Source organism: Bacteroidota bacterium (genome assembly GCA_030017895.1).
Classification (GTDB): Bacteria; Bacteroidota; Ignavibacteria; order UBA10030; family BY39; genus JASEGV01.
Map to the genome: position 1 here is coordinate 1 of JASEGV010000002.1, position 17,268 is coordinate 17,268.

Annotated in this window: 20 protein-coding genes; 2 read left to right on the forward strand and 18 right to left on the reverse strand. The window is 40.2% G+C overall.

Annotated features, from left to right (window positions below; all coding sequences use genetic code 11):
* Together QME58_00600 and QME58_00605 are read left to right on the forward strand one after the other, a co-directional pair.
* Positions 1–1,047 (forward strand): right-handed parallel beta-helix repeat-containing protein (locus QME58_00600; protein MDI6802329.1); only part of this gene is annotated, 1,047 nt, incomplete at its 5' end.
* Positions 1,005–1,337 carry a T9SS type A sorting domain-containing protein gene (locus tag QME58_00605; protein MDI6802330.1) on the forward strand — a complete coding sequence of 111 codons (333 nt, stop codon included), beginning with the start codon at positions 1,005–1,007 and terminating at the stop codon, positions 1,335–1,337. The genes QME58_00600 and QME58_00605, both read left to right, overlap by 43 nt.
* 216 nt (positions 1,338–1,553) lie before the next feature.
* Here QME58_00605 and QME58_00610 read toward each other — a convergent pair whose 3' ends face one another.
* From QME58_00610 to QME58_00695, 18 genes are all read right to left on the reverse strand, one after another.
* Positions 1,554–2,378, reverse strand: coding sequence for a nitrilase-related carbon-nitrogen hydrolase (locus QME58_00610; GenBank protein ID MDI6802331.1), 825 nt, complete (start codon positions 2,376–2,378; stop codon positions 1,554–1,556).
* Positions 2,379–2,426: 48 nt separating this feature from the next.
* Entirely contained in the window at positions 2,427–3,818 is a 1,392-nt protein-coding gene (locus QME58_00615) for a sodium:alanine symporter family protein (GenBank protein ID MDI6802332.1), read from the reverse strand.
* 18 nt (positions 3,819–3,836) lie between these two features.
* Complete coding sequence (locus QME58_00620; protein MDI6802333.1) at positions 3,837–5,174, reverse strand: sodium-dependent transporter; 1,338 nt, start codon at positions 5,172–5,174, stop codon at positions 3,837–3,839.
* Between the two features lie 332 nt (positions 5,175–5,506).
* A complete protein-coding gene (locus tag QME58_00625; GenBank protein MDI6802334.1) occupies positions 5,507–6,229 on the reverse strand; it encodes an RsmE family RNA methyltransferase in 723 nt (240 codons plus the stop codon).
* Between the two features lie 24 nt (positions 6,230–6,253).
* The gene (locus QME58_00630; GenBank protein MDI6802335.1) at positions 6,254–7,567 is read right to left on the reverse strand and encodes a POTRA domain-containing protein; all 1,314 of its coding nucleotides are present in this window, start codon (positions 7,565–7,567) and stop codon (positions 6,254–6,256) included.
* A gap of 13 nt (positions 7,568–7,580) precedes the next feature.
* Positions 7,581–7,943: a CoA-binding protein gene (locus QME58_00635; protein MDI6802336.1), complete on the reverse strand. Its 363-nt coding sequence runs from the start codon at positions 7,941–7,943 to the stop codon at positions 7,581–7,583.
* Positions 7,928–9,373 carry an aminomethyl-transferring glycine dehydrogenase subunit GcvPB gene (gcvPB, locus tag QME58_00640; GenBank protein ID MDI6802337.1) on the reverse strand — a complete coding sequence of 482 codons (1,446 nt, stop codon included), beginning with the start codon at positions 9,371–9,373 and terminating at the stop codon, positions 7,928–7,930. Before gcvPB ends, QME58_00635 begins: the two co-directional genes overlap by 16 nt.
* On the reverse strand, positions 9,366–10,181 hold the full coding sequence (rnc, locus tag QME58_00645; protein ID MDI6802338.1) for a ribonuclease III: 816 nt from the start codon (positions 10,179–10,181) through the stop codon (positions 9,366–9,368). The genes gcvPB and rnc overlap by 8 nt, the downstream gene beginning before the upstream one ends.
* Positions 10,165–11,436, reverse strand: a complete 1,272-nt coding sequence (fabF, locus tag QME58_00650; protein MDI6802339.1) for a beta-ketoacyl-ACP synthase II — start codon at positions 11,434–11,436, stop codon at positions 10,165–10,167. The genes rnc and fabF overlap by 17 nt, the downstream gene beginning before the upstream one ends.
* On the reverse strand, positions 11,436–11,672 hold the full coding sequence (locus QME58_00655; GenBank protein MDI6802340.1) for an acyl carrier protein: 237 nt from the start codon (positions 11,670–11,672) through the stop codon (positions 11,436–11,438). Before QME58_00655 ends, fabF begins: the two co-directional genes overlap by 1 nt.
* 48 nt (positions 11,673–11,720) lie before the next feature.
* Positions 11,721–12,467 carry a 3-oxoacyl-[acyl-carrier-protein] reductase gene (gene fabG, locus QME58_00660; GenBank protein ID MDI6802341.1) on the reverse strand — a complete coding sequence of 249 codons (747 nt, stop codon included), beginning with the start codon at positions 12,465–12,467 and terminating at the stop codon, positions 11,721–11,723.
* Positions 12,468–12,469: 2 nt separating this feature from the next.
* On the reverse strand, positions 12,470–13,054 hold the full coding sequence (locus QME58_00665; GenBank protein ID MDI6802342.1) for a DUF3109 family protein: 585 nt from the start codon (positions 13,052–13,054) through the stop codon (positions 12,470–12,472).
* A complete protein-coding gene (fabD, locus tag QME58_00670; protein ID MDI6802343.1) occupies positions 13,055–13,942 on the reverse strand; it encodes an ACP S-malonyltransferase in 888 nt (295 codons plus the stop codon). It abuts the gene before it with no gap.
* A gap of 8 nt (positions 13,943–13,950) precedes the next feature.
* Positions 13,951–14,955 carry a beta-ketoacyl-ACP synthase III gene (locus tag QME58_00675; protein MDI6802344.1) on the reverse strand — a complete coding sequence of 335 codons (1,005 nt, stop codon included), beginning with the start codon at positions 14,953–14,955 and terminating at the stop codon, positions 13,951–13,953.
* Entirely contained in the window at positions 14,948–15,976 is a 1,029-nt protein-coding gene (gene plsX, locus QME58_00680; GenBank protein MDI6802345.1) for a phosphate acyltransferase PlsX, read from the reverse strand. The genes QME58_00675 and plsX overlap by 8 nt, the downstream gene beginning before the upstream one ends.
* A 16-nt stretch (positions 15,977–15,992) precedes the next feature.
* Positions 15,993–16,178, reverse strand: coding sequence for a 50S ribosomal protein L32 (gene rpmF / locus QME58_00685; GenBank protein MDI6802346.1), 186 nt, complete (start codon positions 16,176–16,178; stop codon positions 15,993–15,995).
* A gap of 19 nt (positions 16,179–16,197) precedes the next feature.
* The gene (locus QME58_00690; protein ID MDI6802347.1) at positions 16,198–16,707 is read right to left on the reverse strand and encodes a DUF177 domain-containing protein; all 510 of its coding nucleotides are present in this window, start codon (positions 16,705–16,707) and stop codon (positions 16,198–16,200) included.
* A gap of 191 nt (positions 16,708–16,898) precedes the next feature.
* Complete coding sequence (locus tag QME58_00695; GenBank protein MDI6802348.1) at positions 16,899–17,255, reverse strand: hypothetical protein; 357 nt, start codon at positions 17,253–17,255, stop codon at positions 16,899–16,901.
* Positions 17,256–17,268: the final 13 nt, after the last annotated feature.

Below are 17,268 nucleotides of genomic sequence, written 5' to 3' on the forward strand. Positions count from 1 at the left end.
TATTCGTTCCAGTTGAGTGCACATGTAGCTTCTGTTAACTTACCACCACCTGCGCCAACCTCTCCATCGAATATCGTATGGGAAAGCGAAACATCGGTTTTAATAAGCGGAACACCAACCATTCCTGAAGGAAGTTGCTTAACAATAGAGCCGGGAGTAAAAGTTATGTTTGCACCAGGTACACAACTCCGTATTCAAGGAAAATTATCTGTACAAGGTACAAAAGATAAAAAGGTTTTATTTGTTTCCGAAAGTCCATCACAGCGCTGGGGCGGAATTTATATTAACAAAGAAGCTAAAGCACATATCGAGCATGCTGAAATCAGCGGTGCTACATTCGGTATATTTGCATCCAAATCGAATGCTGAAATCAGTAATACAAAAATACAAAATTCACTTGTCGGAATTGGCTTTTATGGTTTGAGTTACGAGCCGCCGGTTGTTGATAGCTGTCGTATCGAAAACAATGCCTGGGGTTTGGTTACACTTGCCGGCTCAAAAGCTATAATAAAAAATAGCAGTATAACAGGCGGGCAAAAAGGTGTCCTTGTCGATGCGAGCAGTCCCGAGTTTTACGGCAACACAATAAGCAACAACACACAAGTCGGTGTAGTTATTTACGGAATGGGTTATCCGCGTTTTGGTGGAATTGCCATTAATCAGCCCGGCTTAAACACCATCCAGAACAACGGTATCACACAGATACTTGCCGTTAAGGGATATGCATTTCTTGGTTATGGCAGCGGTTCATATATGTTAGGCGGCGCTAACATCATAACATCAACCGATATATACACACCGTTCACAGTAGCACTAGATAATTCAGTTATCTCGGCAATGGGAACATACTGGGGAACGCAACAAGTTAATGGGACAAATTTTGTTCTGGCTGGCTTGTCACAGATGATATATGAACCTGTAATGGACCCAGAAGAAATCGAACAGTTATTAATGGATGCTCTGCAATACCGTGCATCGGGAAGGTATCAGAATTCAAAGTTGCAATGCGTGAACTGCCGAATTTTCCGAAGGCTGATCAAAAATTAAATAACATTCCGGAAGAATATAGGATTGAACAGAATTATCCGAATCCGTTCAATCCAAGTACACTCATAAAATACCAACTTCCCCAAGCCAATAAAGTAGAGATAAAGATTTACAATATATTCGGGCAGGAAATTAAAAAGCTTGTAGATGAAGTGCAGGATGCAGGATATTATGAGGCAGTTTGGAACAGCGACAACAGTATGGGTAACAATGTAGCAAGCGGTGTTTATTTTTACACAATAACTGCTGGCTCGTTTACATCTGTAAAGAAGATGCTCCTCCTACGCTAACCTGCCCGCCGAAGTCCCGAAAGCATTCGGGACGTAGGTGGTAGCTTCGGAGGATAAATGCTGATGCGGTAAATATAATTGAGTCATTGCCTCAATGGTAAAATTTCAATTGAGGCTATTTCTTCTGAGCTAACGCAAGGACAGAAATCGAGAGTTAGAAAGAGCCGGTTCAATCTGTCACGAATGCTTTCGGGACGGATGGGTCGGCTCTTTTGTTTATAAAAACAAAATCTTGTACGCATCTTCATCTCTATCCTCAAACACATCGTTGTATTCGTTCAGCCGCTTATTTAACGCATCAGCTAAATTAATTTCCACAACAGAAATTCCCGCTTCATTAGAAGAAAGTCGTGATAGGACTTCACCTTTGGGTGTAACAATCTCGCTTTTCCCAATGAAAGATAATTTATGTCCACCTCTGTCTTCAGTTCCAATTCTATTTGCCGTTGCGGAAAAAACTTTGTTTTCTAAACAACGGGTAACCATAGCATCGGGACAATGTGGGAGTACCAAGTTTGAGGGGTGTGCAATAAGTTGGGCACCTTTTAAAGCGAGGGTACGAGCGGCTTCAGGAAATAACCAGTCGAAGCATATCATCATCCCCACTTTTCCAAACTCTGTATCAAAAACCGGAAATCCTAAATCGCCACGTTTAAAAAATATATTTTCGCGGTAATACAAATGAACTTTCCTGTAAATACCAATCAATCCCTTGGGACCTATTAATGCGGAAGAGTTAAAAAACGTGCTGCCATCGGCTTCGGCAAATCCGTAAACTATGTAACATTGTTTTTGATGTGCTAAACTTGCGAGAACTGAAAAAGTTGTTCCTTCGATCGGTTCGGCTAATTGTTCAAGTTCTGCTTCGGAAGTGAAGTTATAACCCGTGTTAAAAAGTTCAGGCAAAACAAAAAAGTCGGCTGAAACACCGCTCATTAATTCAACGGCTTCATTAATATTCCTTCTGACTTCACCGAAAGTCGGATAGGTTTGTACGATAGAAAGTTTCATAAGAATTTTTCCATTTTTCCATTTATTCATTTGTTCATTGATTCAATTCTTCAATGATTAAATGGTTCAATGCTTTACTTATTTAAACTCATCGATCTTTGGAAATTTTTTAAAAAACTCTTTAGTCAAAGCACCAACTGTTCCACCTAGTAACGCAAGAGCAATTAAATTTGGTAATGCCATAAATGCGTTAGCTATGTCGCCAACAAAAAATACTAATTCGATAGATGCAATCGAACCAATGAACATTAATATTATATAAACGATTCTATAAGCGTACGTTACTTTGATACCGAACAAAAATTTCAGACATTGTTCACCGTAATAACACCAACCTATTAAAGTTGTGTAACCAAAAAGAAAAGACGACAATGCTACAACGAAACCACCTAAATATGGTATGCCTTCTGAAAAGGATGCCGCCGTCATCGCAGTCCCCGATAAACCGCTTTGCCACATTCCTGTGGATAAATTAATTATAGCTGTGAGTGTGCAAACTACAATTGTATCGATAAAAACCTCCATAGATCCTATTAAACCTTGATGAACGGGTGAAGGTGTTTGAGCAGCAGCGTGTGCAATTGGAGCGCTGCCGAGTCCGGCTTCGTTCGAGAGCAATCCTCTACGAAATCCAAATTGAATTGCCTGACTAACAGTTGCACCTAAAAAACCACCCATTGCGGCGGAAGGAGTGAATGCATATTGAAATATTAACATAAATACATTTGGTATTTCAGCATAGTGCTCAACGATTACTACAAAACCAAATAAAAAGTAAACAATAATCATGGTTGGAACAAGCCGTTCAGCAACCATAGCAATTCGTTTGATACCACCAATTATCACGAGAGCGACTAATATTGTAATAACGATTCCCGAAACAACTTTTGGAATTCCGAATTGAGAGTGAAAAGCCAAAGCCATCTGGTTAGCTTGCATCATATTTCCGGTACCAAATAAAGCAGCAAAGACGCCGCAAACTGCAAATGCAGCGGCGAGGTAAACTGCAACCGATTTATTTTTCAAACCGTTTTTAATGTAATACATCGGACCACCTGCGATTGAGCCATCAGGATATTTTTCGCGATAATAAACGCCTAATAATGCTTCAGCATATTTTGTAGCCATACCTATGGAACCGCACACCCACATCCAGAATATTGCACCGGGTCCACCCCAGAAAAGAGCAGTAGCTACACCCCCTATGTTTCCATTTCCTACGGTTGCCGCGAGTGCTGTTGAAAGTGCAGCGAATGGCGAAACATCTCCCTCGTGTTTTGTGCCATCGGATTTGCGCATAAATCCTCGGAAAACTAATTTTGCCCCATCACCGAGCCGTCGGAATTGAATGAAACCAGTTTTGAATGTCAGCCAAGCGCCAACAGCAAAAAGTACGTAAACCATATACGACCATATCCACGTTGCGAATTGGTCAACCCACTGGACCAGTTGCGAATAGAGTTCTTCCATTATGTTATTCCTTTATTATTAAAATATTTCAAAGATATTCAACAACACAAAGAAAATTACAACAGGACAAACAAAGCGAATTAAGAAACTCCAGATTTTAAGTACCGGCTTGTAGTTTTTATCCAAGCCGTACATTATTTCATCGGATGCTTTTGCCGAACCCCATTTCCAACCGATGAAGATAGAAAGTATTAATCCACCGAATGTGAGTGCGAAACTTCCGAAAAGAAAATCAGCAATATCTAAAAATCCGGTTTTACCTAAAAGATGAAGATTACTGAAGAATGAACTGTAACCCTGCGACATCGCCGAAGGAATACCGATTATGAAAGCAGCGAATCCTAAAGCTAATGTTGCTTTCATCCGTGTAATTTTTAATTCATCAACAGCCCAAGCAACACCCACTTCAAGAAGCGAGATTGATGAAGTTAAAGCAGCGATTGCCAACAATATGAAAAAGAAAATCCCTACTATTGTTCCTGCGGGCATCTGACTGAAAATTTGAGGGAGAACATTGAACACTAAACCGGGACCTTGTGCCGGACTCATACCGGCGGCGAACAGAGCCGGAAAAATTACCAAACCAGCCATAATAGCAATCAGTGAATCCGATAATGCAACCGTTGTAGCCGACGTAATTATATTTGTATTTTTATTGATGTAGCTCCCATAAGTAATCATAGCTCCCATCCCCAAGCTTAATGAAAAAAAAGCCTGTCCTAATGCGGCTAAAATTGTTTTGCCTGTAATTTTGCTGAAATCGGGGTTGAGATAAAATTTAATACCTGCTTCGGCACCCGGTAAAGTAATTGAGAAAAGAATCAGTCCCAATAAAATCAAGAAAAGGAGTGGCATTAAAATTTTTGACCAACGTTCGATACCACTTCTTACTCCACCGAGAACTACAAACATGGTGAGAGATAAAAATAGAACGAAGTATCCAATTTCACTTATCGGATTCGATATAAAATCCGAGAAACTTCCTATTTGATGTAATGCGGTTTTTACTATGTAACCGATAGTCCAGCCGGCGACGACTGAATAGTATGATAGTATTACGATACCTGCGATTACACCAAGGTAGCCAACAAACTTCCACCAACCTTTTGGGATAATTTTCTTGATAGCACCGACGGGATTGCGTTGAGTGTGTCTGCCTAATGTGAGTTCAGCAATTAATACAGGAATTCCGATAACCATTACACAGATTAAATAGACCAGTACAAAAGCAGCGCCTCCGTTTTCGCCAGTTGTGTAAGGGAAACGCCAGATGTTACCCAGCCCGATTGCTGAGCCAGCAGCGGCAAGAATGAACCCAAGTTTTGAGCCCCATTGCGAACGTTGTTCTTCTAGCATTATTTATTTTTCCTTATTATTTGTATCAAGGAAGATTATAAGGAAAAGATGTATGATAATCAAGCAAAATTCAAATAAATTTTATAAATTATCATGAACTATGAAGAACAAAGCCACAATAAAAAGACATTCGACAAAAAGGAAAATATTGAATCCCCAACTCAACAAACTTAATTACCAAAATTTACCTTTATACTGCGACCTTTATTGTAAGTATGCCTCATTTACGGATACATGCCTATCGGGCGCCTGTCATCGTGAAACTGCTATTTATTGTAAGTTGTTTGAACGGTACAACAATAAACACGCTCGGTGTTTTGTTAAAAAATGAATTAATATCCTGTTAGCAGCAACGAGCAAGCTGCGATGGCAGCGGTTTCAGTCCGCAGTCGTCTCTTTCCTAATCCCAAACACTTTATTCCTAAATCGTTAGCGATTTCAATTTCTAAATCTGAGAAGCCACCTTCGGGACCAATAAAAACTATCACTGTGTCTATATTAACATTCGGTACAGTAACTTGCCAATTAGCACTTTCACTATGCAAATCGGGTTGGTGCAAAATAATTTTTGTGTTGAAATTTTTAGAATATCGAATTGCATCTTCGAATATCATAAGGTCGTGAATTTTTGGAAGGAAAGATCTTCCGCATTGTTTCATAGCCGCGAGGGCAAGCTTTTGCCATCTATAAATTTTTGCATGTTGAGGAATTGTTCGTTCGGTTTTCAGAGGGATGATTTCAGACACACCTAATTCGACAGCTTTTTCAACTAAAAAATCGAACTTGGCTGGATTTTTTAAAATACCAACCGCTAAAGCAACTTTTATTTTTGGCTCATTGTGATGTTCAAACTTCTGTACAATTTTAGCATCAGCATGTCGTTTAGCTATTGCAGTTATCGAAACTTCGTAAGCTATTCCCAACCCATCCACAATCATAATCTGTTCATTGATTTTTTTCCGCATCACGTGATTAAGATGGTTGAACTCTTCTCCCTCGATAACCACGATATCGTTTTTAATATTAGCCGGAGGAGTATAAAAATAATCTGACATAGTTCTTTTCAGTTTCTTATTTATTTAGAATGCTGCTGAAATATCGAAAATGAATTCGCCTTTTCTTATTTCATTAATTGCATACTCGGCGCGGAAAACAAAGTGATAGGGAAGCATAAAGTGCAAACCGGCACCGTAACCTTTTTTGAAATTACCAATTGCAAGTGGTTGCTTCCGGTACCAAACGTTACCGGCATCTCCGAAGAGAGCAGCCGCAATTCCGAATTTCCAAACGCTGAATTCGGGCATCGGCATGAAATCTAAATTAAAATATTGCGGTTGTAATAAAACAATCCGCAATTCAGCAGAGCTGCCTAAAACATTTTCGCCTTCATAAATATTTTTGTAGTGTCCTCTTATTCGTTCGCTATATCCGAAATAAACATGTTTATACGAAGGTAGCTTTCCTCCGCTCGAAAATGTTCCAAACGAACGAAATGCAAGGACTACGTCAGGTACTAACGGTATGAATCGCCGGTAATCGAAAGAATACTTCCAGTAATTAATATTTTTTTCAAATAATCCAAACTTGGATATACTAAAATTTATATATGACCCGAAGAGTGTATAGTCGTTCAAGTCGCGGGTATCGTAATTGTATCCGGTTGAAAAAATCGGGAAGGCATCTTTTCCCCAGGCATTCAGTAATCGCCCCGGTTGGTAATCGGATAGTTTAACTACCTCGTAGCCAAAGTGCATCCAGGCAGTGTGCGAGGTTTGAAAACGCTTGCCAATTGAAAGAGAAGCAGATGTATGATACTGAAAAAAATTAGCCGCATCATTTTGTAAGGATAAACTTTTATTTTCGTTTTCAAAATAGCCAAAGGAGGTATTTATAAACACATCTTTCCAGAAATCAATCTGAGGATTCCGGTAGGATAATTGTAAAGATGGTTCGTACCCTAAAGTTCCGATAGCATAAATTTTTTCGTTCCTGCCTCTGAAGTTGATATCTACAATTCCGGCCCCGTAATAAATTTTTTTCCAATCCCGGTCTTTAATTCCCAAAATAGGAATGGGGTAAAGAAACCATCGCTCTGTAACTACAACTAAAAGATTGTATTTGTGTATTGTAGTTTCAACTTTTAATATCTCAACACTGTTGAATAATTGCAAGCTGTAAATTCGTTTCTTATCGTAGTCGATTGCCTCGTCGGTTATTACGCTGCCCGACCTGAGTGTCATTTCACGCAGAATTACAAACGATTTTGTTTTATTATTACCAAGAATTATAACGCTATCTACAAGGATATCTTGATTTTGTTGTAAAGGTAGGTTGTTGCTTTGTAAAAAATTATTTGCGGCAAAGAAAAATATTATTAATAAAAATGTTTTCATCACGCCTATCAGCTTAACCGACAAGCTGCATGTGTTCAATTTTTATGCAACGATCATTTACAACCGTGAATTCATTATCGAGTGCATATTTGATTGTCTCTGCTGAACCCACTCCGAATTGAAACCAAACAACCGAAGCTTCGGCTTGGATTGCTTCTTCGACGACGGGCAGAACAAATTCAGGGCGGCGGAAAATATTTACAATATCAATTTTTTCCGGAATTTCTGAGTAACCTTTTTTAATGAGAAATTCGGTTATCCTGTAGCTGTCTTTTTCAGGTGAGGGCGAGCTTCCGACAACAGCTATAACACGGCTGCTTGTTAAAACAGATTTGATGTCGCTATTGTTTTCGGCTATTTTTATCCCTTGTAGCATGCGTCGAGTTGTTTTGTGCCGCGGGTATCGTCTAATCGTTTTACAGGAGTTGATTGTGGGGCGGTTAATAGTAGTTCCGGATTTGTTGTAATCTCTTCATTGATTTTAATAAGCGCATCGGCAAACGCATCGAGAGTCTCTTTTGTTTCGGTTTCAGTCGGTTCAATCATCAAAGCTTCTTTAACGATAAGAGGGAAGTAAGTGGTCGGCGCGTGGAAGCCATAATCGAGAAGCCGCTTTGCTATATCCATCACACGCACTCCCCGGTTTTTTTGTTTCTCGCCGGATAAAATAAACTCGTGCATCGGTGTTTCGTTGTAAGCAACATCGAAGTGGTCTTTCAATCTGCTTAAAAGATAATTTGCATTTATGATTGCATTTTCACTGATATCCCGTAATCCTTCTGAGCCAATCATTCGAATATAAGTATAAGCGCGGACTAACATTCCGAAGTTGCCGAAGAAAGTGTGGATTCGCCCGATAGATTTTTCTCCGTTGTTTTTCAAATGGTATTGGCTACCGGTTTTAGTAATGAGGGGTGTGGGGAGAAACTGTTCCAATCGTTTACTTACTGCCACAGGACCAGCACCCGGACCGCCGCCGCCGTGCGGAGTCGAAAAAGTTTTATGCAGATTGATGTGAACTGCATCGAAGCTCATATCGCCTGGACGAACGATACTCAAAAGGGCATTCAGATTTGCCCCGTCCATATACATCAAGGCGCCGGCTTCGTGAACTAATTTTTCGATTGTTACAATATCGCTTTCAAAAATTCCGAGTGTATTCGGATTTGTTATCATAATCGCTGCAACGTTCTCGTTGAGGTTGCGTTTCAAATCCTCGATATCTATCGTTCCATGGATGTTCGATTTTACATTCACTGATTTGAAGCCCGAAATAGTTACGCTTGCCGGATTTGTTCCGTGAGCAGAATCAGGAACTAATATGATATCCCGCGGTTTGCCTTTACTGTTGTGGTATGCCCGTATCATAAGAAGACTTGTAAACTCACCCTGTGCACCGGCAGCCGGTTGCAGCGTTACTCCCTCCATACCTGAAATAGCTTTTAAATATTCGCCTAATTCATACAGCAACTTTAATGCACCTTGCGAAAATTCTTCCGGGGCAAATGGATGCAGATTGGTAAAGCCTGCCATCGCTGATGTAACCTCATTTACTTTTGGATTATACTTCATTGTACAAGAGCCGAGCGGATAAAATCCTTTGTCGATGTGATAATTCATATTCGATAGGCGGACGAAATGGCGGACGACTTCGTTCTCACTGATTTCCGGAAGTGTCGCTAAATATTTACGTATAAACTTTGGAGGTATCAACTCGCCAATCGGTTGTTCGGGTACGTCTAATTTCGGCAAAGTGTATCCTTTTCGTCCGGTAACACTTTTTTCGAATAATAATTTTTCAGGCATTGTTATTTGAAATATTAAATTTTACAACAGCTTCAGCAGCGGCTTCTTGTTCAGCAGATTTCTTGTTCTTGCCGGTGCCTCTGCCGCACACTTCATTATTTATGTGAACTTCGACTGTAAACATTCGGTCGTGATCGGGACCTTCCGAGTTTGTTATGCTATACCTTGGAGCCGGAAATCCGTGTGCTTGTGCATACTCCAACAGAAGACTTTTGTAATTTGTATCGTCGGTGCTGATAGCTTTTATCCTTATTGCGGAGAGCAACCTATTTATAATGAAGTTACGTATCGGTTCGATACCTTTGTCTAAATACATTGCACCTACAACAGCTTCAAATCCATCGGCTAATATTGTATCAGAACCTTGTCCCACGGCTTGGGAGGCGCTGGAACTTAAGAGAAGATAACTCCATAAATTTAATTCACGGGCAAAAATGGCAAGCGCCTTGCGGTTGACGAGGCGCGACCGTAACTTCGTTAACTCTCCTTCGTCCGCATCCGGAAAATTTTCGTAAAGGTATTCAGCGACTACTAAATTTAAAATTGAATCGCCGAGGAATTCTAATCGTTCGTTGGAAATTATTCCCGGTTTATCAGCATACTGTAAATAAGAACGATGTGTAAAAGCTTGATAGAAAAGAGCAGGATTCTTGATACTATACTCAGCCACCAGCTCAAATTTTTTTAAATCTATATTTTTATAACTTTCGGGAAGTTCCGAAACTAATGGGAATTTTCTTGTTGTTTGTTTTTTAAAAAAATATTGCCGCCAGAGTTTCGAAAATTTCCGACTAAAAATTCCCATCATTATTGGAATACTTGGTAAAAAGAATTGATGCGTTATGACCGCCAAATCCGAATGTATTACTAATAGCCGCGTTTACAGTTTTTTGGATAGCTGTATTCGGCACATAATTTAAATCGCATTCAGGGTCCGGATTTTCAAGGTTGATTGTTGGAGGAATAATGCCTTCAACTATTGTTTTAATTGTTGCAACCGCTTCTACGGCGCCGGCTGCACCGAGCAAATGCCCGATCATCGACTTGTTTGAACTTATATGAAGTTTATATGCGTGATTAGCAAAAACTGTTTTTATTGCTTCGGTTTCGTTTTTATCGTTGAACGGAGTCGATGTTCCGTGTGCGTTGATATAATCAATATCAATTGGCTTTAAACCGGCATCTTGAATAGCCAGACTCATCGAACGGACAGCACCTTCGCCGCCCGGTGCCGGAGCTGTAATGTGGTACGCGTCGGCTGTAAGTCCGAAACCTGCAATTTCAGCATAAATTTTAGCACCGCGTTTTATTGCATGTTCGAGTTCTTCGACCACTAATACAGCGCCACCTTCGCCCATAACAAAACCGGTGCGTTCTGCATCGAACGGACGGCTTGCCCTTTCAGGTTCGTCGTTGCGCGTGGACATTGCTCTCATCGAGTTGAAACCGGCTACACCAATGGGGCAGATTGGTGCTTCGGAACCACCGGTTAACATTACATTAGCATTACCTCGCTCAATGAGCATAACTGCGTCGGCGATTGCGTGCGACGAAGTTGCACAGGCTGAAGTTGTGGCATAGTTGGGACCTTTCACACCGAATTTCATAGCAATATAGCCGGCAGCTATATCAGCAATCATCATTGGAACGAACAGCGGGCTTACACGGCTTGGCCCGTTTTCAAATAATTCTTTCGTTTGGTGATAATAAGTCCACATTCCACCAATGCCCGAACCAAACACAACACCGATGCGGTTGCGGTCTTCCTTCTCGAAATTCATCCCCGAGTCGGTTATTGCCATTTCGGCGGCAGCTAATGCATAGTGAGTAAAAGGGTCCATCCGTTTGACTGACTTTTTGTCCATATAAAGGGTCGGATCAAATCCTTTTAATTCAGCGGCTATCTTTGTGTCGAATCCTGTAGTATCAAACGAAGTTATATGCGAAGCTCCGCTTTTTCCGGAAATCAAATTTCCCCAAAAATCATTAATATTTAATCCAATAGGGGTAACCGCACCCATTCCGGTAACTACAACGCGGCGTCTATTTTGGTTGTTTCCCATTATCCTAATTTTTGTGTTAGATAGTTAATGGCATCACCGACAGTACCGATTTTTTCAGCATCTTCATCGGGGATTTGAATGTTGAAAGATTTTTCAAATTCCATTACTAATTCGACTGTGTCTAATGAGTCGGCGCCTAAATCATTCGTAAATGAGGCTTCAGGTGTTATTGCTGATTCTTCGACACCTAATTTGTTCATTACGATTTCTTTTACTTTAGTTGCTACATCGCTCATTTAGTTTCTCCTTTTATTTGTTTATGATTAGATTTAATTAAAAAAAACTTACATATACAGACCGCCGTTTACGTTAATAACTTCACCTGTAATATAATCGGAATCGGGTGATGATAAAAACTTAACTATGTTCGCAATATCTTTGGGTTGTGCTGTTCGTTTCAACGGAATTGCATCGGTCAGAAGTTTACGCTGATCGTCGGTCAACTTTGCTGTCATTGCTGTTTCTACATATCCGGGTGCAATTGCATTCACCTGAATGTTCCGTGAAGCAACTTCCTTTGCGATAGATTTCGTGAATCCGATGATGCCGGCTTTCGATGCCGAATAATTTGATTGACCTGCATTTCCCATTACTCCGACTACAGATGATATGTTAACAATTTTTCCAGATTTCTGATTCATCATCGGTCGGATGGCTGCTTTTGTATAATTAAAAACACTTTTCAAATTTACATTTATTACTAAATCCCAATCTTCTTCGCTCATCCGCATTAAAAGTCCATCCCGCGTAATGCCAGCATTGTTTACCAAAATATCGAGCCGTTTAAAATGCTCAATTATTTGATCGACAGCCTGTTGGGCTTGGGGAAACAAAACCGCATTGGCATTAATAGCCAGAGCATCAACGCCCAACGATTTTATTTCGTTGACTGTTGACTCCATTTCGGGTTGGGGCGCTACGTCGGTAATTGCAATGTGCGCACCTGCTTCAGCTAACTCGAGTGCTATAGCTTTACCGATGCCACGTGCACCGCCAGTAATTAGTGCGACTTTATTTTGTAGAACTTTCATAATTATTTTGATTCTTTAGACTCTTTTTCAATCTGAGTTAGCTTAATATAACCATCTTTTCCTAAAATATGCAAGAATTCTTCTTTGCATGCTTCGATGACACTGATGGGTAAACCTTTTTTTGCAGTGCAACATTCGGCTTCACCCGATAAAAAATCGTCGAAAGTAACTTGATTATTTGCAATCACAATTGGAAACGCTACACAATATAATGGTTTTAGCGACCATTTATGGAATCCCTTATCGAGGGCGAGTGACTGTAGCGAGCATTTATTATCTTTCTTCAGGAACACACACTTATCGTTGTGAATGTTTGTAGAGTCGCAGACGTGATTCGGGAAATCGGCATCTTCAATTAGCTGGTTTGCAAACCAAAGGTCATCATCAGATGGCTGGGTCTCATCCATATACTGTTTGATGAGTTGGCGGTTTTCAAGGATTTTTCCTTTTTCATCTAAACTTAGATACACTCCACCCCGACAGCACTGTCCGCAACAATCGTTCGGTGTGGCATTTTCAGCAAACCCTAACTCAAAAAGTTCCGGGTCGATATTTAATTTGTTAATTGTTAATTCTTTTTTTTCCATTTACGAAATTCCTGAAATTGTAACATTCGGATTGATACGTTTAACTAAACCTTGCAAAATTTTTCCGGGGCCTATTTCGATAAAATTATCGGCACCATCGGCAATCATATTTCTGATAGAACTCTCCCAACGCACGGCGGCTGTTAACTGTTCTTTCAACGCAGTTCGGATTTCTTCAGAACTTTGAATCGGGTTACCTGTTACGTTTGAGTAAACAGGAATCTTCGCATCTGTAAAAGCTGTATTATCTAAAGCTAACGAGAGTCCGGTTTTTGCAGAAAGCATTAATGGTGAATGAAAGGCACCGCTTACCGGTAACTCTTTCACCATTTTAGCACCGGCTTCTTTTGCAAGCAGCATAGCTGCCTGAATCCCGGCGATTGAACCACTTATTACAATTTGTCCGGGTGAATTATAATTTGCACATTGAACAATTCCCTGTGAACTTGCTTTTGCACAAACATCTTCAACAATATTTGGTTCGAGTCCGACTACCGCTGCCAGTGTTCCTATATGTTCTTCGCCCGCTTTTTGCATTAATTCGCCACGAAGTCGTACGAGTTTCAAAGCGGTTTCAAAATTTATTGATCCGGCAAAAACATTTGCCGTGTATTCGCCGAGAGAATGGCCCGCAGTGTAATCAGCTTTTAAATCTTGTGTCATTTTCAAAAGAACACAACTATGTAAAAAAATTGCAGGTTGTGTATTCTTAGTTTGTTTCAACTCCTCTTCGGGTCCTTCGAAACATATTTTGCTCAACGAAAATCCTAAAATGTCGTCAGCTTGTTGAAAAACTTCACGGGCAACCGAACTGTTTTCGTATAAGTCCTTGCCCATTCCAACATATTGCGATCCCTGACCGGGAAAAATGATTGCAGTTTTTGGCATAATCGGTTTTAATCAATCGCCCATTTTAAAAGAATTGAACCCCAGGTATAACCTGCACCAAAACTTGCTAATACTACCGTATTACCCCGTTTTAACTTACCGGCAAGCCACCACTCAGATAGGCAAAGCGGAATTGTTGCAGCCGTTGTGTTACCGTATTTATCTATGTTAATCATAACTTTCGAGTAATCTATTCCCATTCTATTTGCGGCGGCATCAATTATCCGCAAGTTAGCTTGATGAGGAACGAAATAATCTATATCATCGCCGGTTAAATTATTTCGCTTCAAAATTTCTTCCGATACATCAGCCATACCCATTACGGCGACTTTGAAGACTGCCTTTCCATCTTGATAGATGTAATGCCATTTTTTATCTACTGTTTCATGCGTTGGCGGATTCAAACTACCGCCACCTTTCATGTGTAAAGCGTCTTCACCTGTTCCATCGGAATAAAATATGTGGTCAAGGATTCCTATGTTTTCATTGTCCGACGGTTCTAACAAAACAGCAGCGGCAGCATCACCAAACAATATGCAACTGTTTCTATCGGTATAATCGGTTATTGAGCTCATCTTGTCGGAACCTACAACAATAACTTTTTTATAATTTCCGGTTTCAATAAACTGAGCACCAACAATCAGGGAGTAAAGGAACCCTGAACATGCCGCTTCAATGTCGAAGCCCCAAGCATTTTTTGCCCCAACTTTTCGTTGAATGATGGTTGAGGTAGGAGGGAACATCATATCGGGGGTTACTGTTGCCGTAATTATTATTTCTATTTCTTCCGGTCCGATGCCACGATTTTTTAGAAGTTGATTGATTGCCTCGGCTGCCATATCGGATGAAGCGCCGTTCTCTAATATCCGACGTTCCGATATTCCGGTTCGTGTTTTAATCCACTCGTCGGTAGTATCAACCATTTTTTCTAAATCAATGTTTGAAAGAATTTTTTCAGGGACGTAGTGTGCAACGGCAGTAATTGCAGCTTGTATTTTTTTATTTTTATTCATTTGTATTTGTAGTCGACATCATTTTTGCTATTTGCTTATCAATTTGTTTTGCAGCCATTTCTTCAGCCCGATAAACCATATTCTTAATTGCTTTGGGAGTCGAACTGCCGTGGCCGATCAACGAAATTCCATTCACGCCCAATAGCGGCACACCGCCGTGTTCCTGGTAGTCGAAATCTTTCAATATTTTTTTCAAAGTTCCGTACATCAAACCTACCCATATCTTTTTAAAGACACTCTCGGAGGCGTACGATTTAAATTTCGATTTTAAGAAGCCGAGTGTACTCTCGGCAAATTTTAAGACAATGTTTCCAACAAAACCATCGCACACAATAACCTGAGCTTTACCTTTTAAAATATCTCTGCCTTCGATGTTACCGATGAAATTCAGTTTACTTTCTTTCAATAAACGATGAGTTTCGATTGTAACTTCGTTTCCTTTTGAACTTTCTTCGCCAATGTTTACTATACCAACCGTCGGGTTTGGGGAATTTAGAATGTAATTGGCATAAATACTTCCCATCATCGCAAATTCAACGAGGTGCTGAGGTCGGCAATCAACATTGGCGCCAGCATCCAATAACAGGCAAGCTCCTTTTTGAGAAGGGAAAAAGGTTCCAATTGTAGGGCGGCTTACTCCTTCGATTCTTCCGAGTAAAAGTGTAGATGCTGACATCACTGCGCCGGTATTGCCCGCACTGAGGAACGCATCGGCTTTGCCTTCTTTGTGCAGGTTTAAACCTACAACAATCGAGGAATCTTTTTTTTGTTTGAAAGCAACCGTTGGCGATTCATGCATATCGATAACTTCCGAGGCATGAACAATCGAGTAACTTAATCCGCCGGTATTTAACTTCGAAATTTCGTTTTTGATATCGGCTTCGATGCCTACAAAGATAATCTCAAATCGGTTGTTGCTTTCGCGCAGAGCTTCGATTCCGCCAGCTACTATGTTGGCAGGTGCGAAATCGCCCCCCATAGCATCCACAACAATTTTTATTTTACCATTTTGCTTTGACAAGCAGTTTAAAAACTATTTATTTTGTTGCTTTTGGAATGAGTACAGCTTTACCGTTGTAATGCCCGCAGTTTGGGCATGCGCGGTGAAGTAGTCGGTGTTCGTGGCAATTGGGGCATTCGCCTACTGCCGGGGTTGCTGCTTTGTAGTGGGTTCGTCGTTTTGCACCACGCGATTTTGAATGTCTTCGTTTTGGATTTGGCATTTAATATTTCTCCATCTATTTAATTATTTTTTTTATTCTTAAGAGTTTTAAATAACGTTTCCCATCTCGGGTCGTACGTGTTGTTATCGCATTTGCATTTGTTTTCATTTAAATCGATACCACACGAAGAGCACAATCCTTTGCAATTTTCTGAACATAAAATCTTTATCGGTATAGCTAAAAGTATGTATTGGCGTACATCCTCAGCAATATCGATATGGTTCGTGTCGGGGCTTAGTATCTGAACATCGTTCAATTGTTCGCCTTTTAGACCCCGTGTCTCATACATAAAAACTATACTAAAAGAGGTATGAAATTTAGATTTAAAATCAATTAAACATCTGTCGCAAGTAAAATTTACGTCCAACACAATTTCAGCTTTAAGATAAATTTGTGATGAACTTTTATCTAATTTAACATTTACTGATACAGGTGAAGTGAACTTATCGTCCAATTCAAGTTGCGACGGGTCAGCCTGCAGATTAAAGTCGTGTATTCCCTCCGACAGTTTTGAAATATTTATTTTCAAACCGGATTCTGATACGCTTTTTTGCTTTTTAGAATGTTGTGTCGGAGTTTCCATGTTCTAAAATATGTTAAATAACGATTAAAATAACAGTTTTTGTAAAAAATCAGCTAAAATATATACAAAAAAGAGGTTAGAAGCAACGGTGTAAAAAACTAACTCTTACTGCATTAATAGTTGAGTTGCGATTTTGCTTAATTCGTCGGTGGCGGGTCTTTCTGTTGAAACCCTAACTGCTCAGCTCGTGCCAGGAATTCTTTGCTGATTAGCGCATAGTGCATTGCCGAATAGGTGGGACAACCACACGCAGCACATACAGGATAGTATTCGATTGCGGTTTCGTAAACCGGAATGCCGGCACCATTTAAGACAAGCTTAACATCCGGCGGGGTGTAGCGGTCATTAGGATCACATTGCATCCCACCAAAATAGAATGTTGCTACCCATATAAGTTCATCAACTGGTTGTATAATCGGCTCCGAGCTATTTGGTCCACTTATTTCCCGACAGCTAACGATAGCTATGAGCATTAAGATAATATAATATTTCATATCACCTCCAAAT